Source organism: Ruegeria denitrificans, from assembly GCF_001458295.1.
GTDB classification, from domain to species: Bacteria; Pseudomonadota; Alphaproteobacteria; order Rhodobacterales; family Rhodobacteraceae; genus Ruegeria; species Ruegeria denitrificans.
In genome coordinates this window covers 1-23,053 of record NZ_CYUD01000008.1, presented here as the reverse complement: position 1 = coordinate 23,053, position 23,053 = coordinate 1, and the positions used below count along the sequence as shown (strand labels likewise).

General features: G+C 56.0%; 21 protein-coding genes. 19 read left to right on the top strand and 2 right to left on the bottom strand.

Annotation, left to right across the window (positions count from 1 at the left end):
* The first annotated feature begins 158 nt into the window (after positions 1-158).
* The 4 genes from dprA to RUE5091_RS12910 all read left to right on the top strand — a co-directional run bounded on the left by dprA (position 159) and on the right by RUE5091_RS12910 (position 5,490).
* On the top strand, positions 159-1,286 hold the full coding sequence (gene dprA, locus RUE5091_RS12925; protein WP_058282350.1) for a DNA-processing protein DprA: 1,128 nt from the start codon (positions 159-161) through the stop codon (positions 1,284-1,286).
* A gap of 153 nt (positions 1,287-1,439) precedes the next feature.
* A complete protein-coding gene (gene topA / locus RUE5091_RS12920) occupies positions 1,440-4,058 on the top strand; it encodes a type I DNA topoisomerase (protein WP_058282349.1) in 2,619 nt (872 codons plus the stop codon).
* Between the two features lie 101 nt (positions 4,059-4,159).
* The gene (locus RUE5091_RS12915) at positions 4,160-4,864 is read left to right on the top strand and encodes a CoA transferase subunit A (RefSeq protein WP_058282348.1); all 705 of its coding nucleotides are present in this window, start codon (positions 4,160-4,162) and stop codon (positions 4,862-4,864) included.
* Entirely contained in the window at positions 4,864-5,490 is a 627-nt protein-coding gene (locus tag RUE5091_RS12910; protein ID WP_058282347.1) for a CoA transferase subunit B, read from the top strand. Before RUE5091_RS12915 ends, RUE5091_RS12910 begins: the two co-directional genes overlap by 1 nt.
* A gap of 42 nt (positions 5,491-5,532) precedes the next feature.
* On the opposite strand, the gene RUE5091_RS12905 is transcribed toward RUE5091_RS12910, so the two are convergent.
* The gene (locus tag RUE5091_RS12905) at positions 5,533-6,399 is read right to left on the bottom strand and encodes a lytic transglycosylase domain-containing protein (protein WP_058282346.1); all 867 of its coding nucleotides are present in this window, start codon (positions 6,397-6,399) and stop codon (positions 5,533-5,535) included.
* A 352-nt stretch (positions 6,400-6,751) separates the two neighbouring features.
* Here RUE5091_RS12905 and RUE5091_RS12900 point away from each other — a divergent pair, with 352 nt between their 5' ends.
* From RUE5091_RS12900 to pdeM, 15 genes are all read left to right on the top strand, one after another.
* Positions 6,752-6,967, top strand: coding sequence for a Flp family type IVb pilin (locus RUE5091_RS12900; protein WP_058282345.1), 216 nt, complete (start codon positions 6,752-6,754; stop codon positions 6,965-6,967).
* 88 nt (positions 6,968-7,055) lie between these two features.
* A complete protein-coding gene (locus RUE5091_RS12895; protein WP_058282344.1) occupies positions 7,056-7,268 on the top strand; it encodes a hypothetical protein in 213 nt (70 codons plus the stop codon).
* Between the two features lie 151 nt (positions 7,269-7,419).
* Positions 7,420-8,295, top strand: coding sequence for a Flp pilus assembly protein CpaB (cpaB, locus tag RUE5091_RS12890; RefSeq protein WP_058282343.1), 876 nt, complete (start codon positions 7,420-7,422; stop codon positions 8,293-8,295).
* A gap of 191 nt (positions 8,296-8,486) precedes the next feature.
* Positions 8,487-9,893: a type II and III secretion system protein family protein gene (locus RUE5091_RS12885; RefSeq protein ID WP_058282549.1), complete on the top strand. Its 1,407-nt coding sequence runs from the start codon at positions 8,487-8,489 to the stop codon at positions 9,891-9,893.
* A gap of 16 nt (positions 9,894-9,909) precedes the next feature.
* The gene (locus tag RUE5091_RS12880) at positions 9,910-10,539 is read left to right on the top strand and encodes an OmpA family protein (RefSeq protein WP_058282342.1); all 630 of its coding nucleotides are present in this window, start codon (positions 9,910-9,912) and stop codon (positions 10,537-10,539) included.
* Between the two features lie 198 nt (positions 10,540-10,737).
* Positions 10,738-11,970: a CpaE/TadZ family protein gene (locus RUE5091_RS12875; RefSeq protein ID WP_058282341.1), complete on the top strand. Its 1,233-nt coding sequence runs from the start codon at positions 10,738-10,740 to the stop codon at positions 11,968-11,970.
* Between the two features lie 25 nt (positions 11,971-11,995).
* Positions 11,996-13,429 carry a TadA family conjugal transfer-associated ATPase gene (locus RUE5091_RS12870; RefSeq protein WP_058282340.1) on the top strand — a complete coding sequence of 478 codons (1,434 nt, stop codon included), beginning with the start codon at positions 11,996-11,998 and terminating at the stop codon, positions 13,427-13,429.
* 11 nt (positions 13,430-13,440) lie between these two features.
* The gene (locus RUE5091_RS12865) at positions 13,441-14,409 is read left to right on the top strand and encodes a type II secretion system F family protein (protein ID WP_058282339.1); all 969 of its coding nucleotides are present in this window, start codon (positions 13,441-13,443) and stop codon (positions 14,407-14,409) included.
* A gap of 10 nt (positions 14,410-14,419) precedes the next feature.
* The gene (locus tag RUE5091_RS12860; protein ID WP_058282338.1) at positions 14,420-15,400 is read left to right on the top strand and encodes a type II secretion system F family protein; all 981 of its coding nucleotides are present in this window, start codon (positions 14,420-14,422) and stop codon (positions 15,398-15,400) included.
* Between the two features lie 40 nt (positions 15,401-15,440).
* Positions 15,441-15,989: a tetratricopeptide repeat protein gene (locus RUE5091_RS12855; RefSeq protein ID WP_370732262.1), complete on the top strand. Its 549-nt coding sequence runs from the start codon at positions 15,441-15,443 to the stop codon at positions 15,987-15,989.
* A 31-nt stretch (positions 15,990-16,020) separates the two neighbouring features.
* Positions 16,021-16,872 carry a tetratricopeptide repeat protein gene (locus RUE5091_RS12850; protein WP_058282337.1) on the top strand — a complete coding sequence of 284 codons (852 nt, stop codon included), beginning with the start codon at positions 16,021-16,023 and terminating at the stop codon, positions 16,870-16,872.
* A gap of 3 nt (positions 16,873-16,875) precedes the next feature.
* Positions 16,876-17,421 (top strand): prepilin peptidase, encoded by a 546-nt coding sequence (locus tag RUE5091_RS12845; RefSeq protein ID WP_058282336.1) that lies wholly within the window; start codon positions 16,876-16,878, stop codon positions 17,419-17,421.
* 117 nt (positions 17,422-17,538) lie between these two features.
* Positions 17,539-18,846, top strand: coding sequence for a DUF8689 domain-containing protein (locus tag RUE5091_RS12840; protein WP_058282335.1), 1,308 nt, complete (start codon positions 17,539-17,541; stop codon positions 18,844-18,846).
* A 40-nt stretch (positions 18,847-18,886) separates the two neighbouring features.
* The gene (locus tag RUE5091_RS12835; RefSeq protein ID WP_058282334.1) at positions 18,887-21,298 is read left to right on the top strand and encodes a ligase-associated DNA damage response DEXH box helicase; all 2,412 of its coding nucleotides are present in this window, start codon (positions 18,887-18,889) and stop codon (positions 21,296-21,298) included.
* Between the two features lie 41 nt (positions 21,299-21,339).
* Positions 21,340-22,002 (top strand): ligase-associated DNA damage response endonuclease PdeM, encoded by a 663-nt coding sequence (gene pdeM / locus RUE5091_RS12830; protein WP_058282333.1) that lies wholly within the window; start codon positions 21,340-21,342, stop codon positions 22,000-22,002.
* A gap of 6 nt (positions 22,003-22,008) precedes the next feature.
* Here the strand turns inward: pdeM and RUE5091_RS12825 are convergent, their stop codons facing one another.
* The gene (locus tag RUE5091_RS12825; RefSeq protein WP_058282332.1) at positions 22,009-22,758 is read right to left on the bottom strand and encodes a LytTR family DNA-binding domain-containing protein; all 750 of its coding nucleotides are present in this window, start codon (positions 22,756-22,758) and stop codon (positions 22,009-22,011) included.
* Between the last annotated feature and the right edge of the window lie 295 nt (positions 22,759-23,053).

Below are 23,053 nucleotides of genomic sequence, written 5' to 3'. Positions count from 1 at the left end.
ATCACCCTCAGGTAGGCATTTTATTTTCTTTTTTATTATCTATTGGTTAGGCGATACATCTTATCAATTCAGGAAAATTATCCGAATAATTTGACGGGATTCACAAGCTGTTAACTCCCTCAGTCGTAAACCAGTTTTGCAATCAGGCGGAGCATCGGATGACTGAAGAGCAGCATTCTTCCTATCACCCCACACTCCCACCCACCACGGAAGAGGATCGGTTTTCCTGGCTTCGTCTGTTGCGCTCGCGCAAGGTTGGTCCGGCGACATTTCGTCGACTGCTTCGCGAACATGGCTCGGCGCAGAACGCGCTCGCCGCGCTGCCTGAAATAGCACGCGCTGCCGGAATTGAAGGGTATGAAACGTGTCCACCCGGCGTGATTGAGGCGGAACTCAAGGCCGCAAAAGCTGCAAATGCCCAGCTTTTGTGCCTTGAGTCCGCCGACTTTCCCAACTCACTGAACGATCTGAACGATGCCCCGCCTGTGCTGTGGGCCATTGGCGATGTGTCTGTGTTGCACAGGCCGTCGATTGCGATGGTCGGGGCGCGCAATTGCTCGTCGCTGGGCGCGCGTATGGCGCGCGGTCTGGCCACCGACCTTGGAAAACAAGGATATGTAGTGGTCTCAGGTCTGGCGCGCGGAATTGATACTTCGGCGCATATGGCGGCGCTGGACACGGGCACGGTGGCGGTCATGGCTGGGGGCGTGGATGTCATCTACCCCGCCGAAAACACTGATCTGGCAAGGGATATCGCCCGATCCGGCCTGCGCCTGTCCGAGCAGCCTATGGGCGTGACACCGCAAGCCCGACACTTCCCCCGCCGCAATCGGATCATCTCGGGCCTGGCGCAGGCAGTTGTCGTGGTCGAAGCAGCAGCCAAATCTGGCAGCCTGATCACCGCGCGCGACGCGTTAGATCAAGGGCGCGAGGTTCTGGCCGTACCTGGCCATCCTTTCGATGCGCGCGCGGCCGGGTGTAACCTGCTGATCCGCGACGGGGCGACTTTGGTACGATCAGCCGAAGACGTGATCGAGGCGTTGCCAAAGCAACAGACAGAATTGTTCGAGACCCCAATGCCCGAGGTAACGCCCCCACTCGCCACGTCTGGCGCCACACTACATCACGAAATTCTGGCCCGGCTCGGACCCTCGCCCATCGCCGAAGACCAGCTGATCCGCGACATCTCTGTCACAGCGGGCGAGATAGGCCCGGTGCTGATCGATCTGGAATTGGACGGGCGTATCCAACGACAGCCCGGCGGGTTGCTGTCTCTGTCAGCCTAAATTTCGCGTTCGATGAAAAATTCTCAGGCTATCGCGCTGAAAACGCCGCTAAATTTCAGGAATGAAAGGAACGCATTGACAATTCGCTCTTGCCCTACACATCTTGCACCATCATAGAAGGCGCCCAAACCGTCGAGCGAGGTCTCCCCTTAAATGCCTGTAGTTGTTGTAGAATCCCCCGCCAAGGCCAAAACAATCAATAAATATCTTGGCCCCGACTACACGGTTCTGGCGTCATACGGCCATGTGCGCGACCTGCCGCCAAAGGACGGCTCCGTCGACCCCGAGCATGAATTTGAGATGAAATGGGAGGTCGGCAACGACAGCCGAAAACATGTCAAAGCCATCGCCGACGCACTGAAGGAAGACAACGCCCTAATCCTTGCCACTGACCCCGATCGCGAGGGCGAGGCAATCAGCTGGCACTTGCAGGAAGCGCTGACCAAGCGCCGCTCGATCAAGAAGGATACGCCCGTCAGCCGCGTGACTTTCAACGCCATCACCAAGGACGCGGTGACCGAGGCGATGCAGAACCCCCGTGAGGTCGACATGCCGCTGGTCGAGGCGTATCTGGCCCGCCGCGCGCTGGACTATCTGGTGGGGTTCAATCTGTCTCCAGTCCTGTGGCGCAAACTGCCGGGTGCGAAGTCGGCTGGTCGCGTGCAATCGGTCTGCCTGCGCCTGATCGTCGAGCGCGAGATGGAGATCGAGGCGTTCAAACCGGTAGAATACTGGTCGGTTCGGGCGCTATTCGAAACACCGCGCGGGCAAACATATGAGGCTCGCCTGATCACCCTGGCCGGCAAAAAACTGGACAAGCACGATCTGTCCAATGCCACGCAGGCGGAACTGGCGGTTCAGGCGATCACCAGCCGCGCGCTCAGCGTCACCTCGGTCGAAGCCAAACCCGCCGCGCGCAACCCCAGTGCGCCCTTTATGACCTCAACCCTGCAGCAAGAAGCAAGCCGCAAGTTCGGCATGGGCGCTCGTCACGCCATGCAGGTGGCCCAGCGACTGTATGAGGCTGGCTACATAACTTACATGCGTACCGATGGCATCGACATGGCGCCCGAAGCTGTGGCCGCCACCCGCGATGCGATTGCCGACCGTTACGGCGCGGAATACGTACCCGACAGCCCGCGTATCTATAAGAACAAAGCCAAGAATGCGCAGGAAGCGCATGAATGTATCCGCCCTACCGATATGTCGCGCGATGCCAAGGCATTGAAAGTCACCGATGAGGATCAGCGCAAACTGTATGACCTGATCTGGAAGCGCACCATCGCCTGTCAGATGGCGGCCGCGCGACTTGAGCGGACAACGGTCGAAATCGGCAGTGCCGATGGTCAGGTCGGCCTGCGCGCCACCGGTCAGGTAGTGCTGTTTGACGGGTTCATGCGCGTCTATGAAGAGGGCCGCGATGATGTGGCCGATGATGACGAAAAGCGCCTGCCGCAGATCATGCAGGGTGATCCGGCATCGTTCGCCAATAGCTCGCTGAAAGATCAATTTGCCAAGTCAGAGGACAAGGCCGCTATCCTGTCCGACAACGAATCTGTTCTGGCCCTACAACACCACACCCAACCGCCGCCGCGCTATACCGAAGCCACCTTGGTCAAGCGGATGGAAGAGCTGGGGATCGGGCGCCCTTCGACCTATGCCTCGATCGTAACCACGATTCAGGACAGGGAATATGTACGCAAGGACAAGAACCGTCTGATCCCCGAAGAAAAAGGCCGGATTGTAACGATCTTTCTGCTGAACTTCTTCCGCCAATATGTGGGATACGAGTTCACCGCCAATCTGGAAGAGCAACTGGATGACGTCAGCGCCGGTGGTCGCGACTATAAAGAGTTGCTGAGCAAGTTCTGGCGCGATTTCTCGACCGCCATTGGTGAGACATCAGAACTGCGCATATCCGAAGTGCTGGACAAATTGGACGAGGCGCTTGCCCCGCAACTGTATCCTCCGCGCGAGGATGGCTCGGACCCCCGCGTCTGCCCGAAATGCGGCGTGGGGCAGCTGCACCTGAAAACCTCGCGCACCGGTGGGTTTGTGGGCTGCGGCAACTACCCTGAATGCACCTATACCCGCCCCATCGCGGGCGAAGGGGCCGAGGGGGATGAGCGTTTGCTGGGCGAGGATGCAGGCGATGAGATCTGGCTGAAATCCGGCCGCTTTGGACCTTATGTTCAACGTGGTGAACCGACGCCTGAGAATAAAAAGCCGCCGCGCGCGTCTCTGCCCCGCGGGTGGAGCAAAGATGATATGGATCTGGACAAGGCACTGACGCTGCTGTCCCTGCCCCGCCAGATTGGCGAACACCCCGAGGGCGGTATGATCAGCTCGAATTTCGGACGGTTCGGACCTTATCTGATGCACCAACTGCCCGAAGAAGCAAAGCCCGTCTATGCCAACCTCAAGGACCCCAATGATGTGTTCGAGATCGGCATGAACCGCGCGGTTGAAATGCTGGCCGAAAAACGCGCCAATCCGGGGCGTGGACGTAGCGCCGCAGCCAAACCCCTCAAAGAGCTGGGCGAACACCCCGATGGCGGCGCAATGCAGGTTCTCGACGGACGCTATGGGCCATATGTGAAATGGGAAAAGGTCAACGCCACCATCCCAAAGGATATCAAGCCCGAGGATGTGACGCAGGAAATGGCCATCGAACTGGTCAATGAACGGGCCGCCAAAAAAGGCACCAAGAAAAAGGCTGCACCCAAGAAAAAAGCAGCCGCCAAGAAAACCACCAAGAAGGCGGCCACCTAGGGGCGGTTAGGTAGAAATACCACCACCCCCTTGGATTCGTTGACTTCCCCGTGACGTGACGGCACAACCTGCCCATCACCATGTCATTGGGGGAGTTTTCCATGAAGAAAATCTATGCCAATGCCACCGAAGCACTTGATGGGGTGCTGACGGATGGCATGCTGATTGCCGCAGGCGGGTTCGGCCTGTGCGGCATTCCTGAACTGCTGTTGGAAGCAATCAAAGATTCGGGCGCTCAAGATCTGACGTTTGCCTCGAACAATGCGGGCGTCGATGATTTTGGCATTGGCATCCTGCTGCAGACCAAGCAGGTCAAGAAAATGATCAGCTCATATGTCGGTGAAAACGCGGAATTCATGCGTCAGTACCTGGCTGGTGAGCTTGAGCTGGAGTTCAACCCGCAGGGCACACTGGCCGAACGTATGCGCGCCGGTGGTGCGGGTATCCCCGGTTTCTATACCAAAACCGGCGTGGGCACCGTGATCGCCGACGGCAAAGAGCATAAAGACTTCAACGGCGAAACCTACATCATGGAAGAAGGCATCTTTGCCGATCTGGCCATCGTCAAGGCATGGAAGGCCGACGACACCGGCAACCTGATCTTCCGCAAGACCGCCCGTAACTTCAATGTCCCCGCTGCGACCTGTGGCAAGATCTGCGTGGCCGAGGTGGAAGAGATTGTGCCGCGCGGCTCACTAGACCCCGATCAGATTCACCTGCCCGGAATCTATGTGCACCGCATCATTCAAGGCGATCACGAAAAGCGCATCGAACAACGCACCACCCGTAAGAAGGAGGAAGCATAATGCCCTGGGACCGCAATCAGATGGCCGCCCGCGCGGCGCAAGAGCTTGAAGACGGCATGTATGTGAACCTCGGTATCGGAATTCCGACGCTGGTGGCGAACTATGTGGGGGACAAGGACATTACTCTGCAATCCGAGAACGGTATGCTGGGCATGGGCCCCTTCCCGTTCGAGGGCGAAGAAGACCCGGACCTGATCAACGCAGGTAAGCAGACGATCACCGAACTGTCCCGCACGTCCTACTTCGACAGCGCCACATCCTTTGGCATGATCCGGGGTGGCAAGATCGCTGCTGCCGTTCTGGGCGCGATGGAGGTCGATGAAGAGGGTGATCTGGCCAACTGGATGATCCCCGGCGTTCTGGTCAAAGGTATGGGCGGCGCGATGGACTTGGTGGCCGGTGTTGGCCGTGTGATTGTTGTGATGGATCACACCAACAAGCATGGCAAGTCCAAGCTGCTGCAGAAATGCACTCTGCCTCTGACCGGCAAGAAAGTGGTGAACCGCATCATCACCAATCTGGGGGTTCTGGATGTGGTCGACGGTGGCCTGAAGATCGTCGAAATCGCTGAAGGCGTGACTGAGGACGAAATTCGTGCCGCTACCGAGGCCAAGATCGTAAACTGATCCGCAAGATCGAGAAGGCCCGCCAGAACTGGTGGGCCTTTTTCAATTCAAGGTCTGGAACACACAGCCATCCGAGATCAGCTGGGGTGGTGTCGAACACAAAGCCTTGGCGATCTGAAAGGCCGCAAGGACCTTGGGTACATAATCTCGTGTTTCCGCATATGGCGGTACGCCGTTGTGTTTGCGCACTGAGCCTTCTCCCGCGTTATATCCAGCCAACACCAGAATCGGATCATTTCCGAATTCCTCCATCAACCAGTTCAGATATTTCACGCCACCCGAAATGTTCTGCGAGGGTTGAAAGCTGTCTTTGACGCCAAATCGTTTGGCTGTCGCTGGCATCAGTTGCATCAAGCCCTGCGCTCCGGCTGAACTGACCGCATCCGCGCGACCTGCCGATTCAACCGAAATCACGGCCAGCACCAGTGCAGGTGAGACCTTAGTTCCCACGGTCGAACGCAGGATCTCGATCCCTTGCTGCTGCGCGATGTTTTGAAGGGTTTGCAACCGCGGTGAGGCCACATTAGTCGCAGCCAATGCATTTATGGCCGCATCCAAGCGCCAGGCGCCAGCCTCGGCCAAAGCAGGTGAGATTTTTTCCCAGAAAGCTTTGTGCGAGCCAACCGGCTTGTTTTGCGATCCACTGCCCGGCGCAGCGGGGGGAACGACCGCAGTACGCTTTATGATCTCGGGGATGGGGATCTCGGTTCCTGTGCTGGGCGCGAATGGCGCAGACGCATGTTCCTCGGGCGATATCTGAACGGTCACCTTGGGCCGTGTGCCCGGCTTGGGAGCTTTAACTCTCTTGTATACCCCTCTGGGTTCAACCTCGTTGGCTATGGCAGGCAATGGCCCTGAATTCATCAACGCCAACGCGCCGGCGCAGATCATTGCGTCCCGGAGTTTCATTTTGCCTGCCTCATGCTTTTTCTTTTAGGGGATTTGAACCTCGAATCCCTTTGTAAAGCCAGAGAAACACGACGAAATGGGGCAATTTCGCCTCATTTGGCGCAATTTTGCATCGACAACACAGAACCCTTTTGGTGGGAGCAAATTTTTATTCATTAATTTTCAATTAGTTACGCAAAAAACCACCAAAAAGTTAAGCCAGAACAAAAAAAAATGATGTTTAGCCCAATTCCTGCCACGCCTGACAGGCAATCATAGTGCCATACCGAGACGGTCGGGAGCGGACTGAGAGAGAAAGCTCTGATAGACCCCGAGGTTTATTTGACTTTTGATCCTTTAGGAGGGACGTAACATGATCAAGTTCATCAAGAACTTCCGCAAAGACGAAGACGGCGCCGTAACAGTTGACTGGGTCGTTCTGACCGCAGCTATCGTTGGCCTTGCCGCAGTTGCTTACACATCGATCGGTCAGGGTACCGGCGGTCTGTCCGAGCGCATTGGCACCGAGATCTCGGGCACCACAGTTCAAGACATCACAACCGACTTCTCGTCGACAAGCGGCGGCTAATAGCGGCACTGCTGAAAATCTTTATGGTGGGGCCATGCTATTTAGGTTTGGCCCCATTTTTTTTGACCTAGTCAATATTGGTGCTCCTATGCTGAAAAAACTGGCAAAATTCACGGAACACGAAGACGGGGCCGTTACGATTGATTGGGTCGTATTAACAGCGGCACTGGTTGGTTTTGGCACTTTCATCGGGCTCTACATGGCAGAACCCGTTAAATCCTTGGATGCAAAGAATGGTGCTGCGGTAGCCAACGTTGAAGTGCAGAGCATTCAAACAGATTTCTCAACGACCGATCCCTGATCTGGGGTCAGCGTGGGCTGAATGTGGCGTCACAATCACGAATTTTATCGAGATTGTCCCCGTTTTCGACACAATTCAAAATTACAAGGGAATGGACTTCGTCGTAATGCTATGACGAAAAACCAAAATAGAACAATACGAGGGGACGTAAATGCGTGCAGTATTTGGACTTGTCCTGATAGCCGGGTTGGCTTTGGCCGGAGGTGCCGTCTATTTGGCGCGCGATTACATCGCACAGCATCAGGCGCAACTTGCCCGAGAACGCCTTGCCGCACAGCAAGCGCTAGAGAATGCCGCCTTAGAAGGAACTACTGGCGTTCTTGTTTCCAACCGAGCCATGAAATACGGGGAACGCCTGGCCAAAGAAGACGTTCGCGTCGTCAACTGGCCCGATGAGGCAATTCCCGAAGGCACTTTCGTCGATATGGCTGTCTTGTTTCCTGAAGACGCAAAAGGAGACCGATTCGTCCTCAGAGCGATGGAAAAAGACGAAGCACTTATGGTCGTCAAACTCACTAATCCTGGTGAGGCGGCTGGTCTGACCTCTCGCATCGCAAAAGGCAAACGCGCTTTTGCTATCAGCGTTGATGTCGCGTCAGGCGTTTCTGGTTTTCTACGCCCCGGGGACAGTGTGGATGTCTATTGGACGGGAACCGTCAGTAGAAACCTTGAAGGCGGTGGCAGTGAAATCACACGCCTGATTCAGACCAACATCGAGTTGGTCGCGATTGACCAGTCAGCCGGATCGGACCTGACAGGCACAACAATTGCACGCACAGTCACTGTGGCAGCAACCCCAGAGCAAATCGCGGCTTTGGCACAAGCGCAGAACACTGGTCGTTTGTCACTAGCCCTGGTCGGAGTGCAAGACGACACAATTGCAAGTGCAGTCGAAGTGGATCAGAGAAAACTGTTGGGAATCAAAGAAGCGGCACCTGCCCCGGTTCAGGTCCAGGAACGCAAATGCTACACGAAAGTCCGTCGTAGCGGGGAGATTGTGCAAACCGAAATTCCTTGCACAAACTGACGTTAAATCAGAGATTTACCGATACAAGCCGCGCCAACTGCGCGGCTTGTTTCATTTTGCATGTTGCGCATTGTCCACATAAGGAAAATTCCAGAAACCCTTGATTATTGCAATAAATTCGTAATTCGCGCAGTGTTATTCAGCATAGGGCATAGACCCAAAAACGAGGCGTGATCGGAGAGGCAGGTCACATGACAATACGTACTTGGATCGGCGCAACCCTGCTTGGGTTGGCGCTTATAGTTGGTCCGGTCGGCCATACGGCCTGGGCTGAAACTTTACGTGTGGTAAAGAACGGCACAGCGGAAACGCTGGATGTCCCGATGAACCGCGCAATTGTAGTTGAAAGCGAAGAACCATTCGCCGAGCTCAGCATCGCCAATGCCGGCATTGCTGACATCTCGTCACTTTCAGATCGCACTATATATGTGTTGGGTAAGGCCCCTGGCCTGACTACACTGACCCTGTTTGACGGCGCGGGTAACCTGCTGGCAAACGTTCGGGTTCGCGTATCTCCGGATGTGTCCGAGTTTAAAGAGCGTTTGGTTCAGATTTTGCCGGGCGAACCGATCGAGGTACGCACCGCCAATGATGGTATCGTGCTTTCCGGTACGGTTTCCAGCAGCGCAAAACTATCACGGGCACTGGAACTGGCCGAACGTTACGCACCCGAGCGTGTTTCGAATCTGATGTCGGTTGGTGGCGTGCAGCAAGTGATGCTGAAAGTCCGCTTTGCCGAGATGAATCGTTCGGTGGCGAAAAGCCTGACAGCCTCGCTTGGTTTCTCGGGCACAGATGTGACCGGTGGTTTCAATGGTCTGAACACCCAAGGTGCATTGACCAACGCTTTGAACGGAAACATTCCGTTCCTGCAAACCAACAACGGTGCGATTCTGTTCGGCTTCGGCGCCGGCTCCACTCAGGTTCGCCTGCTGCTGGAAGCACTTGAAAACAAAGGGCTTGCCCGCAGTCTTGCGGAACCCAACCTGTCTGCCCTGTCGGGTCAGGAGGCTGAATTCCTGGCTGGTGGCGAGGTTCCAATCCCGGTGCCTGCTGACGATGGAAACATCGCCATCGAATATCGGGCCTTTGGTGTACAGGTTCTGTTCACGCCACGTGTTGTTGACGGCGATCTGATCAACCTAGAGATGGGTACATCCGTCTCCAGCATTGATCCGAATTCTGACTTCTCGATTGCTGGTACATCGGTCCCAACATTTATCTCGCGCACAACTAAAACGACGGTTGAATTGCGGGATGGTGAAAGTTTTGCGATCGCGGGCCTAATTCAGGACGATTTCACCGACCTGAACAGTCAGATTCCATGGCTCGGCGATGTGCCGGTTCTGGGTTCGCTGTTCCGTAGTGCGCAGTATCAGCGCCAGCAAAGTGAACTGGTCATCATCGTCACGGCGCATCTTGTGTCGCCGACTCGCGGCGAAGCACTTGCATTGCCGACAGATCGCGTCAAACCGCCCAGCGAATTTGATCTGTTCGTAAACGGCAAGACTGCACGCATCGCACGTCCAGGTGCCGGTGGTGCGTCCGAAGTCGCCAGACAGGACTTTGGCAGCTCTTACGGCTACGTGCTGGATTGATAGGAGGATAGGACCAATGCAGAAGTGGATCATCACACTAGGTCTTTCAGTCGCTGTCGCCGCTTGTACGCGTGAGGCCGGATATGAAGTAGACCAAGGCGCATTCGGCAACGCGACCCTGAACAATGTTCAGGTCATGAATGGCGAACTGACCTATGCTCAGATTCTGGGTCAGAGATTCGCAGCCGAAGTTCCGACGCAGATCAACTTTGCTTTTGACAGCGCACAGTTGGATGCGACAGCGCAACAAGTCCTGTTGCGTCAGGCCGATTGGATCAAACAGTTCCCCGAAGCACGATTCCGTGTTTACGGACATACGGACGCTGTCGGTTCGACGGGCTACAACAAGGCTCTGGGTCAGCGGCGCGCCAATGCGGCGGTCGCCTTCCTGACCAGGCAGGGGATCTCGCGGTCCCGGCTTGAGGCGGTCGTATCGTTCGGAAAATCGCGCCCGCTCATCGACACTCCGGACAGAGATCGGCGCAACCGCCGCACCGTGACCGAAGTGTCAGGCTTTGTGGATCGCAATCCACAGCTGCTGGACGGCAAATACGCTGAGGTGATCTATCGCGAGTATGTCGCGAGCGCGACACGCGAAAGCTATATCCAGCGTGGCGACGTTTCTGCGGACGAAACTGGTGAATAATCCATAGGAAATGGGCGACATCGTCGCCCATTTCCCTACAATTGGTACTTTTGCGCCTAAATCTTGCCTAAGTTCCAAGCCAAATTTTCAACAATTAGGTGACCTGCGGCCGGGATTGGCCGCGACGAGGCAAGACCGATCCAGGCGGACTCTTCGGATTCTCTGGGTCGCCAGGCTCTCGCGACAAGGATTGTGTTAATGACAAGCGCATCGCCACAAGATGACAAGAACGCCATTCTGGCCTGCACCATCAGCCGTGACGTCCAGAATTTCGACCTTCTGATCGAGGATATGGAGGCCGTGCTGGGGGAAAGTTGGGGTGATCTCGGTTTTGCCGAAGCTCTCGCGTTTTTCAGCCAGCCAGATGCCGATTCTCTTGAGTTCGTTGCCCTGGCAATTGACGGCGAAGACGAAGACAACCTGTCGTTGATGGGTGAGATCATCACTCGGGCTAAAGAAAAGAAGATCAAGATCGTTCTGATCGCAGAAGATGTAACACCAGCTTCTTTGCATCAGCTATTGCGCAAAGGCGCGGACGAGTTCGTCCCCTACCCTCTGCCCGAAGGTGAATTGCAGGAAGCAATTGCCCGGATGAACCAACCCGACCCGGTTGCCGTTCAGCAGGCCGCAGCCCCTGTGGCCCAGGGGGAATCGAAAGAAGGTGCCCTGTTTGTAGTGCACGGCCTCGCCGGAGGCGTCGGGTCAACCACGATGGCAGTCAATCTAGCTTGGGAACTTGCCACCGTATCGGACAAGGACGCACCTTCGGTCTGTTTGCTGGATCTGGACCTGCAATTCGGCACGGTGTCGACCTATCTGGACTTACCGCGACGCGAAACCGTTTTTGAGATGCTTTCAGACACATCCGCCATGGATGACGACGTTTTCTCACAAGCCCTTCAAACTTATGAGGAAAAGCTGAATGTTCTGACCGCTCCCTCAGACATGGTTCCGTTGGACCTGATCACGCCCGAAGATATTCAGCGCGTGATCGAAACAGCCCGGCGAAACTTTGACTATGTGATCGTGGACATGCCCTCGACGCTGGTTCACTGGTCTGAAACTGTTTTGCAGTCGGCACATGTGTATTTTGCCATGATTGAGCTGGATATGCGTTCGGCCCAGAATGCGCTGCGCCTGAAACGTGCGCTTCAGGCCGAAGAACTGCCCTTCAACAAATTGCGCTTTGCCCTGAATCGCGCCCCGAAATTTACCGACTTGAACGGTAAGGGCCGAGTCAAGCGGATGGGTGAAAGCCTGGGTATATCCATTGACCTGCAATTGCCAGATGGCGGTAAGCCGGTCATGCAGAGTGGCGACCACGGACAGCCGCTGGCCAATGCGGCCGTAAAAAATCCGTTGCGCCGCGAAATCGCGAAGCTTGCGAAATCACTTCACAGTTTGGGCAGCAGCGACGCTGAAGCCGCGTAACCAGTACTAAAGGGAGAGAGCCGCCGTGTTTTCACGTTACAAGAAACAGCCCGAAGCGCAGCCGGTTCAGACCCCGGCAGCAGCACCCGCACCTAAGACGGAGCAAAAGCCTGCAGCCAATGCTGTCGCGCGGCGGCCCGTACAGAAAAAAGCTGCCGAACCGGTGGCTGCAGATCGTGATCGCAAGCGCAAAGAGCGTCTCGGCGAGATCAAGATCGAACTGCATCGCGAATTGCTGGAAAACCTTAACCTGGCGGCACTTGAGAACGCGAGCGAAGCCGAATTGCGGGCGGAAATCAGCTCAATTGTCAACGAAATCCTGGAATCCCGTAATATCGTTCTGAACCGCGAGGACCGCTCGCAGTTAAACAAGGAACTGTATGACGAGGTGACGGGTCTTGGCCCGCTTGAGACCTTGCTGCAAGACGATTCCGTCAACGATATTCTCGTCAACGGTCCGCAACAGATCTTTGTGGAGCGCGACGGTAGGCTGGAAATCAGCGACATCACCTTCAAGGACGAAAAGCACCTGATGCGAATCATCGACAAGATCGTGTCCGCTGTGGGTCGCCGGGTTGATGAATCCAACCCATATGTTGACGCCCGCCTGGCCGATGGTTCGCGTTTCAACGCGATGGTGCCACCGATTGCGGTTGATGGGTCGCTGGTCTCAATTCGTAAGTTCAAAAAAGACAAGCTGGGCATCGATGACCTGGTGAATTTCGGTGCCTTTACCGAAGAAATGGCCGCTTATCTTCAGGCCGCCGTGTCAACCCGTCTGAACATCATCGTTTCAGGTGGTACGGGTTCGGGTAAAACCACCACGCTGAACGCCTTGTCCAGTTTCATCGATGACGCAGAACGCATCCTGACAATCGAGGATACGGCGGAACTTCAGCTGCAACAGACCCATGTGGGTCGGATGGAAAGCCGTCCGCCCAACGTCGAAGGCAAAGGTGAGGTCAGCCCGCGCGACTGTCTGAAAAACGCCCTGCGTATGCGTCCTGACCGCATCATCGTGGGTGAGACGCGTGGCGCCGAGGTGATCGACATGCTGCAGGCCATGAACACCGGCCACGACGGCTCGATGACCACAATCCACGCCAACTCGGCGCGGGACGGGATTTCGCGTCTGGAAAACATGATCGCGATGGCCGGGATCGAAATGCCGATCAAAGCGGTCCGCAGCCAGGTCTCATCAGCCGTGAACCTGATTGTGCAGGCCAGTCGCCTGCAGGATGGTTCGCGGCGGATGACGTCAATCACCGAGATTACCGGCATGGAAGGCGATGTGATCTCGATGCAGGAAATCTTTAAATTCCAGCGTGTTGGATTGACACCAGATAACAAAATCATCGGTCATTTCACCGCGACCGGCGTGCGCAGCCACTTTTCGGAACGCTTCCGCCTGTGGGGCTTTGACTTGCCCGCTTCGGTCTATGAACCAACGAATATGTAGGAGATCTGACAATGCAATTGCCTGTTGAGGCGCTCATCTATGTCGTGATCTTTGTCGCGGTGTTCGCTCTGGTCGAAGGCATCTATCTTGTTGCTTTCGGCAAATCCATCAGCCTGAACAGCCGTGTGAACCGGCGTCTTGATATGCTCGAGAAAGGTGTCGGGCGGGAACAGGTGCTGGAACAGCTGCGCAAGGAAATGCAGCAGCATATGAAGACACAGAGCATCCCGCTCTATTCGCTGTTGGCTGACAAAGCGCAGAAAGCCGCGATTGCCTTCACACCGAAGCAATTGATCTTGGTCATGATCCTGTTGTCGGGTTTTGCTTTTGTGGGCTTAAGCGTCGGCACCGCGACGGAATTGGTTCTGCGGGTGGCATTGTCCGCAGCCATCGGTATCGGCGGTGTCTACGCCTGGGTTAGCCGCAAAGCTAACAAACGTATGAGCATGATGGAAGAACAGCTGCCCGATGCGGTTGAACTGATGGTGCGCTCTCTGCGCGTAGGTAACCCTTTTGTGTCGTCGATTCAGATTGTCGCAAACGAAGTTCAGGACCCGTTGGGAACCGAGTTTGGCGTCATTGCCGATGAATGCGCCTATGGCCGGGACGTGGGTGAAGCACTAAGCGACCTGGCAGAACGCCTAGACATGCAGGATCTTCGCTTTCTGGCTGTGGCTGTGGGTATCCAGCAGCAATCAGGGGGCAACTTGGCTGAAATTCTGGCTGGTCTGGCCAAGGTGATCCGCGCCCGTTTCCGGCTGTTCCGACGCGTAAAAGCAATCACGGCCGAGGCACAATGGTCTGGCAAATTTCTGTCCGGTTTCCCGCTTTTCTGTCTGCTGTTCATTATGGTGACGGACCCCAACTACTATGACGACGTGGTTGATCATCCTTGGTTCATCCCGGCCTGTTTCTTCGTAGGCATCATGCTGACGCTGAACCTGATCGTTATGCGCGTTCTTACCAACATCAAGGTCTGAGGGTATTGCAATGGAAATTTTGGCCCCAATCAACGACCTGATCAAACAGTACCTTGGCGAATTCGGACCGCTCATCTTGGTCGGCGTGCTGGGGCTGTTCCTGATCATTATCGCAGTCACTCTGATGCTGAATCAGCCAGAGGATCCGCTGAAAAAGCTGCAGAAATCCACGGCAGCTCCAAAGATCGACAAGAAGTCCAAAAAGGATAAGCTTCGCAACGCCAGCCGCAACGAGCAGCTTGAAAAGTTCGCGACCTTCCTTGAGCCGCAGAACGAAGACGAACTGTCAGCGATGCAGCTTAAGCTGCGTCAAGCAGGCTACCATTCAAAGGATGCGGTGCGGTTCTTCCACTTTGCGCAATTCGCGTTGGGCATTCTGGGTATTTTGGTCGGCGTCATGCTGGTGACCGTGCTGTCAGGCGGTCAAGAATTCACAGGCCAGCAAATGGCTCTTAGGGTTCTTGTTCCGGCCGGCGCGGGCTATTTTCTGCCGCGCTACTGGATCACCCGACGTGTTACCGCGCGCAACGAGGCGATTGTGTCCGGATTTCCCGATACGTTGGACCTTATGCTGGTTTGCGTAGAAGCCGGGCAGTCGCTGGATCAGGCCATCGTGCGTGTTGCGAGCGAGATGAAGGCCTCCTACCCCGATATCGCACACGAGTTTGAGATTGTCGCTTATGAGCTCAAGGCTGGTAAAGACAAAGACACCGTTTTGCGTGATTTCGGAACCCGTTGTGGTGTTCAGGACGTCAGCTCATTCGTAACCGTGATGATCCAATCCTCTACATTCGGCACCTCAATTGCCGAAGCGCTTCGGGTATATGCCAGCGAGATGCGCGACAAACGGGTCATGCGCGCCGAAGAGGCCGCGAACAAGTTGCCAACCAAGATGACTCTTGCCACAATGATGCTGACGGTACCACCTTTGCTGGTTATTCTGGTCGGACCTTCGGCAAAAGGAATCGCTGATTTTGCGGCGGGCAATTGATAATCCCCGAATCTTAGACTTCAGACGCACCCACTACGGTATGCGCCACATGCTAAAGGCCGCCATGGTAATCGCCATGGTGGCCTCTTGCACTGAAACGGGGTCGCCTGATGATCTGGACGTCCCCGGAATTGATCCGAAAGGTCAGGGCGTCGACGAAATTACGGTTGGAAACCGATTGATGGCTGCCGGTGAATTCGAACTCGCATTGGATTCCTTTGCCAGGGCAGCGCTAGATCAGGGAATGAACACGCAAATCCTGACAGCGATGGGAACAGCAAATCTGGGCCTCAGGCGCTTGGGACAAGCCGAAACCCTGCTGCGTCGAGCCATCCAGGACAACCCGGACTGGCCTGTTGCATGGAACAATCTGGGCGTTGTTCTGGTTGAAAAGGGTGAATATCCTGAAGCCGCGCAGGTCTTTAAACGCGCCTTTGCGCTGGACAATGGCGAAAGTGACGCAATCCGGGACAATCTGCGCTTAGCGCTCGCAAAAATGGAAAATCCTGTTAATACTACGGCAGAAGAACAAGAATACACGTTGGAGCAGCAAGGCGACGGGCAATTCAAGCTGCGCAAGCTCCCGTAAAATAGGCAAGAGCAGTAAGGGACGCAAAAAAATGCGCCAACAATTCTTGATTGCGCCAATTATGATGTGTGGGCTGATCCTGTCGGCCTGCGAAAAAGAAACCGAAGAAGAAAAGGTCGAGCGCACCTATCAGGAGGTCAACGTCATTGACGAGACCAACCTGAACGAGGTTCTGTTAACCGCCGCCGACCCGAATGAGGCAGTCACATATTTCCAAGGTGCAGCCGCCAAAAACCCCGGCCGGATCGACCTGCAGCGAGGGCTGGCGATTTCCTTGTCTCGTGCAAAGCGATCAACCGAAGCCGTCTCCGCCTGGAAGAAGGTGACGACGATGAAAGGCGCTGGGAATGTCGACAAGCTTGAATATGCTGATGCGCTTGTCCGTGCCGGGAATTGGGATCAGGCTAGTTCGGTTCTGAACTCCATTCCACCCACTTTTGAATCCTTTAGACGGTATCGCCTCGAGGCCCTGGTTGCCGACTCCAAACAGGATTGGAAACGCGCGGACCACTTCTATGAGACTGCGGTGGGCCTGACGACACGCCCCGGCAGTGTCATGAACAACTGGGGTTATTCCAAGTTGACGCGCGGCCAGTTTGCCGAAGCCGAACGCCTGTTCGCCGAAGCGATCCGTCAGGATCAATCCCTGTTCACTGCCAAGAACAACCTTGTTCTGGCCCGGGCCGCACAAGGGAATTACAACATGCCGGTTGTTCCCATGACACAGGTGGAACGGGCGCGGCTGCTGAACACGATGGGTATCACCGCGGTCAAGCAGGGGGACGTGACCACGGCCAAGAACCTGTTCCGCGAAGCCATTGCCACCCACCCTCAGCACTATGACGAGGCCGTCCGCTCGCTCCGCGCGCTTGAGGAAGCCTGATTGATGAGTATCCCTGCGTTTGCTGCGCTGTGGTTTCTGCCCTTTGTCCTGCCAATTTGCTTTTACGTCGCGTTCACGGATTTGCGGGACATGCTGATCAAGAATCACGCTGTTGTTGCGCTGACTGTCGTTTTTGCTGTTGTCGGTCTGTTGGTTCTTCCCCCTTGGTCGACCGAGTGGACATCGCTCAATATCTGGTCGGTCTCAATTGCCCTGCCCCCATACGTTTGGCAATTGCTGCATATCGTGATCGTGTTGATCCTGGGCATCCTGTTGAACGCCGCTGGGGTTCTGGGGGCCGGTGACGCCAAGTTTATGGCTGCGGCGTCGCCGTTTGTCTGGACAGGCGATTGGGGATTGGTCGTTCTAATTCTGACTGCAACCACGCTGGCAGCTTTTGCAACGCATCGTCTGGCCATGCATTCCCCGTTGCGCAATGTGGCGCCAAATTGGGAAAGCTGGAACAGAACGAAGCACTTTCCAATGGGCTTTCCTTTGGGAGGCAGCCTGGCAATTTACCTAATGCTAGGGACTGTTTACGGCTCGTAAACTATCATTAACCCGCCTTGTCCCCGCCTTGGTGATGCCACAAAGCCGGGCCAGATTTTCCCTAAGTGGCCCTTTTGGGGGCTTTTGGTACGAATACTGGATAGACGGGCGACGCTCATGAATATGCAGACAACTTCGGTAATGGCCCCCCCTGCACCCAAGGGTCTGGGCGAAATGAAACTGCCCATCGTCATGATGCGCGACATCATGCTGAAAACGATCTTCCGCAAGAACGTGGACACCGTGTCCGAGATCGCCGAAGCGATTTGTTTGCCGGGCGCCGTCACGCAGGAACTGATCGACATGGCCCGCGAACAAAAGCTGATCGAGGCCACCGGCACACTGAATGCTAACAGCGGCAACGAGATGGGTTATCAACTGACCGATGCCGGTAAGGCTCGCGCGTTGGACGCACTGAGTCAGTCAGAATATTTCGGTGCCATGCCCGTGCCGCTGGACGTCTACCGCGAACAGGTAAAACGCCAGTCGATCCGGAACATTCAGGTGACCCGTGACCAGTTGGTCGGCGCAATGGGTCATCTGGTTTTGCCCGACAGCCTTCTGGATCAATTGGGCCCTGCGGTCAGCGCAGGGCGTTCGGTGCTGATGTACGGCCCTCCGGGTAACGGTAAATCCTCAATTTCAAACGGGATTCGCGATGCTTTGGGCGATAATGTCTATGTGCCTTACGCCATTGAATATGCCGGTCAGGTGATCACGGTCTATGACCCGATTGTTCACACCGCAATTGAACAGGAAGCCGACGACCCCAATAGCCTGCGTCGCCGCAAACGATTCGACACGCGCTATGTGCAATGCGAACGACCGACCGTGGTGACGGGTGGTGAGCTGTCTCTCAGCATGCTGGACCTGGTCTATAACCCAACGGCGCGAACCTATCAGGCGCCACTGCAGCTGAAATCGACCGGCGGCATCTTCATTGTGGACGACCTTGGCCGCCAGCAGGAACCACCTCAGGCCCTGATCAACCGCTGGATTGTTCCTCTGGAAGAGAGCAAGGATATCCTTGGCCTGCAATCGGGTGAAAAATTCGAAGTTCCCTTCGACACGCTGGTTATCTTCTCGACCAACTTCCACCCGAACGAGATTTTCGACCAAGCGGCCCTGCGCCGGATCTTCTTCAAAATCAAAATTGACGGCCCGAACCAGGAGAATTTCCTGAAAATCTTTGCCATGGTGGCCCGTAAACGCGGCATGCCGCTGGATGAAGCCGCCCTAGTGCACTTGCTGAAGGTCAAATATCCGACCATCAACAACATCTACGCCAACTATCAGCCGATCTTCCTGATCGACCAGATGATCTCGATTTGTGAGTTTGAGGGCATCCCCTATCAGATGAGCCCCGACCTGATCGACCGCGCGTGGTCCAACATGTTCGTCAAAGACGAGACAATCGTCAATTAACGCCGTGCCATTTCGGTAAAGGGCCGGGTAATCTGCGCGTATGACGCAGATTCCCGCCCGGATCACAGCTTGGTTTGCCTCCAAGGGCTGGTCCATCCACCCCCATCAACAGGACATGTTCAACCGGGCTTCGGACCCGGCCACGTTGCTGATCGCACCAACCGGGGGTGGCAAGACCATGGCCGGGTTTCTGCCAACACTGGCCGAACTGGCAGATGGCGCGCATAAGGGTCTGCACACGATCTATGTGTCTCCGCTCAAAGCGCTGGCCGCCGACATCCGCCGCAATTTGCGAGGGCCTGCGGATGAGATAGGCCTGCCCATCCGGATTGAGGATCGCACGGGCGACACTTCAGCCACGCAGAAAAAGCGACAACGCGTGGACCCACCGCATATTCTGCTGACCACGCCGGAAAGTCTGGCTCTGCTGACCTCATACGAGGACGCACCGCGGATGTTCGCAGGCGTGCAACGAGTGATCGTTGACGAGATCCACGCGTTGGCCGAAAGCAAGCGCGGCGATCAGTTGATGCTGGCCTTGGCGCGACTGCAATCCTTGTGCCCAGACCTGCGCCGGGTCGGGCTGTCGGCCACGGTCGAGGACCCACAGGCCATTGCGCAATTTCTGGCGCGGCATCCTGATCCCTGTCAGATCGTACAGGCCGATCCCGGGCCTGATCCGGATATCCGCATGCTGGAAACGCAGGAAATGCCGCCATGGTCCGGTGGCGGCGCGGCCTATTCGATCCCGGCGGTGCTTGAGCAGATCAAACAACACAAAACCACGCTGATCTTTCACAACACCCGCGCACAGGCCGAGATTTTCTTTCACAACCTCTGGCTGGCCAATGATGACGGTCTGCCCATCGGCATTCACCACGGCAGTCTGGACCGCCAGCAACGCGAACGGGTCGAGGCCGCCATTGTGAGGGGTGATCTACGCGCCATCGTGTGCACCGGCAGTCTGGATCTGGGCATCGACTGGGGCGAAGTAGATCTTGTGATCCAAATCGGCGCGCCCAAGAACGTCAAGCGGCTGGTGCAACGGATCGGACGCGCGAACCACCGCTATAACGCGCCCTCCAAGGCCCTGCTGGTGCCTGCAAACCGCTTTGAGGTGGTGGAATGCGTCGCAGCGCTTGAGGCCGCCAGGGCGCATGATCTGGACGGCGACCCGCGCGGCCCCGGCCCCCGCGATGTGTTGTGTCAGCATATCCTGATCGCGGCAGCTGCAGGCCCGTTCGATGCAGAAACACTGTTCGGCGAAATGACCGCAGCCGGACCTTATGCGCAGCTGACCCGTGATGAGTTCGATGCCTGTCTGGAGTTCTGCGCAACCGGCGGTTACGCCCTGCGGGCCTATGATCGTTGGCAACGCTTGCAACAACGTCCGGACGGACAGTGGCAGCTACGTGACCCACGCGCGGCGCAGCGTATCCGTATGAATCTTGGCACCATTCAGGACACTGACACACTGAAAGTACGCCTGAAACGCAATCGCGGCGGTAAGCCACTTGGCGAGGTGGAAGAAGCGTTTGCCGCCTCACTGACACCCGGAGAAACCTTTCTGATCGGCGGGCAAATTGTCCGCTATGAAGGTTTGCGCGAGATGGTGGTCGAAGTCAGCCGCCGTGCGGACAGAAAACCGAAAGTTGCGGTTTTTGCGGGCACGAAATTCGCGACCTCAACACAGTTGAGTGACCGCATCCTACGAATGTTCGCTCAGCCTGACTGGCCGCAACTGCCCGAACATACCGCTGACTGGCTGGCCCTGCAGCGCGACATGTCCCGTCTGCCCCAACGCGACCGGTTGCTGATCGAGAGCTTTCCGAATGATGGGCGCGAGAACCTGTGTGTCTACGGTTTCGCCGGACGGAACGCGCAGCAGACGCTGGGCCTGTTGTTGACCAAACGGATGGAAGAAACCGGGCTCGCCCCGCTTGGGTTTGTCGCCACTGACTATGCAACGCTGATCTGGGGGCTGGATGCTGTGACCGACCCACGCCCGTTGTTTCAGTTGGACGCCCTGCGTAACGGGCTTGAGACCTGGCTGGCCGGAAATGCGGTGATGAAACGGACCTTTCGCGCCTCGGCCACGATTGCCGGGCTGATCGAACGAAATACTGGCGGTCAGCGAAAAAGCGGGCGTCAGGCGACGTTTTCCTCGGATATCCTCTATGACACCTTGCTGAAGTACGACCCCAACCATCTGCTGATGCAGATCACCCGTGAAGAAGCCATGCGCGGCTTGGTCGATTTCGGGCGGATCGAAACGATGATTGCCCGGATCGGAGACCGGATTGATCTGTTGCGGTTGGACCGCGTGTCGCCCCTTGCCGCCCCGCTGTTCCTTGAGGTTGGTAAAGTTCCGGTCAAAGGTGCCGCCGAGGAACGGCTGCTGGCCGAGGAAAGCGCGCGCCTGTTGCAGGCAGCAGGATTAGCGCCGGGCTGATATTACTTGCGCCCAAACGTGAAACACGCAAAGAACGGACCATGAACGAAGTCGCGTTTTCTTTTGCGGGGCAAACCCTCAGCGCATTGGGATCCGGGGCCCTATGGTGGCCGGATCAGCAATTGCTCTGCGTGTCCGATCTGCATCTGGGCAAATCCGAGCGCATCGCGCGCAGGGGTGGACCAACCCTGCCGCCTTATGACAGCCGTGAAACCCTGACCCGGCTGGCTACAGACATCACCCGAACCAATCCTGCCACCGTTATCTGTCTGGGCGACAGTTTCGATGACTTGCAATCGTCGCTCGCGATGGAAGCGTCCGATCAGCGCGATATCACGACCCTGCAAGCCGGTCGGCGATGGATCTGGATCGAAGGCAACCACGACCCCGGCCCGATTGATCTGGGCGGCACACACATGTCTGAATGTCTGATTGGACCGCTGACATTCCGCCATATCGCGAAACCCCTGACCCAAAGCGAAGTGTCCGGTCACTATCACCCCAAAGCACGGCTGAACGCACGGGGCCGATCAATCACACGCCCTGCCTTTTTGATAGACCAGACACGGTTAATACTGCCGGCCTACGGCACCTATACCGGCGGGTTGCGTAGTTCGGATCATATATTTGACGGGCTGATGAGCGAGCAGGCCATGGCCATCCTGACCGGGCCACAGCCTCGGATCATTCCCATGCCCAGATGAGGCGATTCAGATGATACCGTCTTGCTCAAGCTCGGGTTTGTATTTGCGGCTGACTGGAACCAGGTCGGTGTTGGCCAGGCGTAGATATGTTTTGCCCTCTATCTTTTCGACTCCGGTGATGGCATAGTCTGCCACCCAATGAGACCGGTGCGTACAATGCCCGGGTATCGGCTCCATCTCGGCAATTGCATCAGTAAGACGGGACCGGATGGTAAACGTCCCTTCCGACGTCACAACATCAATTGCATGATTTCGACCGGTCAGGCGATAGATCTGACCAGAAAATGTTTCCGGCAAGCGCTTGGTCAGGCGTGGCGATGGTCGCACGATATGAGGGGAATCTGTCTCATTCACCTGTCTATGCCCGTGCGTCAGAACCAAACCGGTTGCAAACAATGCACCATAGGGTATCACCGCCAGCACATCTGGTGCCCGCTGCCCGCCGACGGTAAACAGCAAATAGGACATAAGCCAAACGGATGGCACGAAAAGCGCTAGAATGACCAAAACCAAAGCAAAATCTCGCCAAGTGAAATGCGCCTGAACGAAGTATTTCTGGGCAACTTGTCTGACGATCCAGGTCACGCACAAGGCCAAACCCATCACCCCAATCCAGAACACAAGCCGTTGTGGATAGGTCAGATAGATGGTCGGAAAAGGTTGAAACGCACTGGCCAGCAAAGGCGGAAAGGCTACACCTGCAATTACTCGGCGTAACGTGAGTTTAGCCAGAATTGTATTTGCCTCCGCGGTCATACACACTCAACCAACAAGCCTACAGGACCCAGCCCAACGCCACGTGGCCAATGCCACTTATTCGTAACCAGCTGGAAAGACTTGTTTATCATTGAATGATATTACATTCAAACCCGGTATCGAAAACTTAATTCAATCTTTAGAAAGCAATTGGGTCAAAGAGTGCTTTACTCTTTGACCCAATCATTCAGTTTAATTCAATCGGTAGTCAGGCTGTCAGGCCTTCGGGTTCTGGCAGGCCATTTGCGCGGCAGCAGGCGGTCAGTGTGTTGGCCAGCAGGCAGGCGATGGTCAT

Excerpts from the sequence above, each read along its gene's own strand:
- dprA (WP_058282350.1), top strand. The coding sequence starts at position 159 with ATGACTGAAGAGCAGCATTCTTCCTATCACCCCACACTCCCACCCACC.
- topA (WP_058282349.1), top strand. The coding sequence starts at position 1,440 with ATGCCTGTAGTTGTTGTAGAATCCCCCGCCAAGGCCAAAACAATCAAT.
- RUE5091_RS12915 (WP_058282348.1), top strand. The coding sequence starts at position 4,160 with ATGAAGAAAATCTATGCCAATGCCACCGAAGCACTTGATGGGGTGCTG.
- RUE5091_RS12910 (WP_058282347.1), top strand. The coding sequence starts at position 4,864 with ATGCCCTGGGACCGCAATCAGATGGCCGCCCGCGCGGCGCAAGAGCTT.
- RUE5091_RS12905 (WP_058282346.1), bottom strand. The coding sequence starts at position 6,399 with ATGAAACTCCGGGACGCAATGATCTGCGCCGGCGCGTTGGCGTTGATG.
- RUE5091_RS12900 (WP_058282345.1), top strand. The coding sequence starts at position 6,752 with ATGATCAAGTTCATCAAGAACTTCCGCAAAGACGAAGACGGCGCCGTA.
- RUE5091_RS12895 (WP_058282344.1), top strand. The coding sequence starts at position 7,056 with ATGCTGAAAAAACTGGCAAAATTCACGGAACACGAAGACGGGGCCGTT.
- cpaB (WP_058282343.1), top strand. The coding sequence starts at position 7,420 with ATGCGTGCAGTATTTGGACTTGTCCTGATAGCCGGGTTGGCTTTGGCC.
- RUE5091_RS12885 (WP_058282549.1), top strand. The coding sequence starts at position 8,487 with ATGACAATACGTACTTGGATCGGCGCAACCCTGCTTGGGTTGGCGCTT.
- RUE5091_RS12880 (WP_058282342.1), top strand. The coding sequence starts at position 9,910 with ATGCAGAAGTGGATCATCACACTAGGTCTTTCAGTCGCTGTCGCCGCT.
- RUE5091_RS12875 (WP_058282341.1), top strand. The coding sequence starts at position 10,738 with ATGACAAGCGCATCGCCACAAGATGACAAGAACGCCATTCTGGCCTGC.
- RUE5091_RS12865 (WP_058282339.1), top strand. The coding sequence starts at position 13,441 with ATGCAATTGCCTGTTGAGGCGCTCATCTATGTCGTGATCTTTGTCGCG.
- RUE5091_RS12860 (WP_058282338.1), top strand. The coding sequence starts at position 14,420 with ATGGAAATTTTGGCCCCAATCAACGACCTGATCAAACAGTACCTTGGC.
- RUE5091_RS12855 (WP_370732262.1), top strand. The coding sequence starts at position 15,441 with ATGCGCCACATGCTAAAGGCCGCCATGGTAATCGCCATGGTGGCCTCT.
- RUE5091_RS12850 (WP_058282337.1), top strand. The coding sequence starts at position 16,021 with ATGCGCCAACAATTCTTGATTGCGCCAATTATGATGTGTGGGCTGATC.
- RUE5091_RS12845 (WP_058282336.1), top strand. The coding sequence starts at position 16,876 with ATGAGTATCCCTGCGTTTGCTGCGCTGTGGTTTCTGCCCTTTGTCCTG.
- RUE5091_RS12840 (WP_058282335.1), top strand. The coding sequence starts at position 17,539 with ATGAATATGCAGACAACTTCGGTAATGGCCCCCCCTGCACCCAAGGGT.
- RUE5091_RS12835 (WP_058282334.1), top strand. The coding sequence starts at position 18,887 with ATGACGCAGATTCCCGCCCGGATCACAGCTTGGTTTGCCTCCAAGGGC.
- pdeM (WP_058282333.1), top strand. The coding sequence starts at position 21,340 with ATGAACGAAGTCGCGTTTTCTTTTGCGGGGCAAACCCTCAGCGCATTG.
- RUE5091_RS12825 (WP_058282332.1), bottom strand. The coding sequence starts at position 22,758 with ATGACCGCGGAGGCAAATACAATTCTGGCTAAACTCACGTTACGCCGA.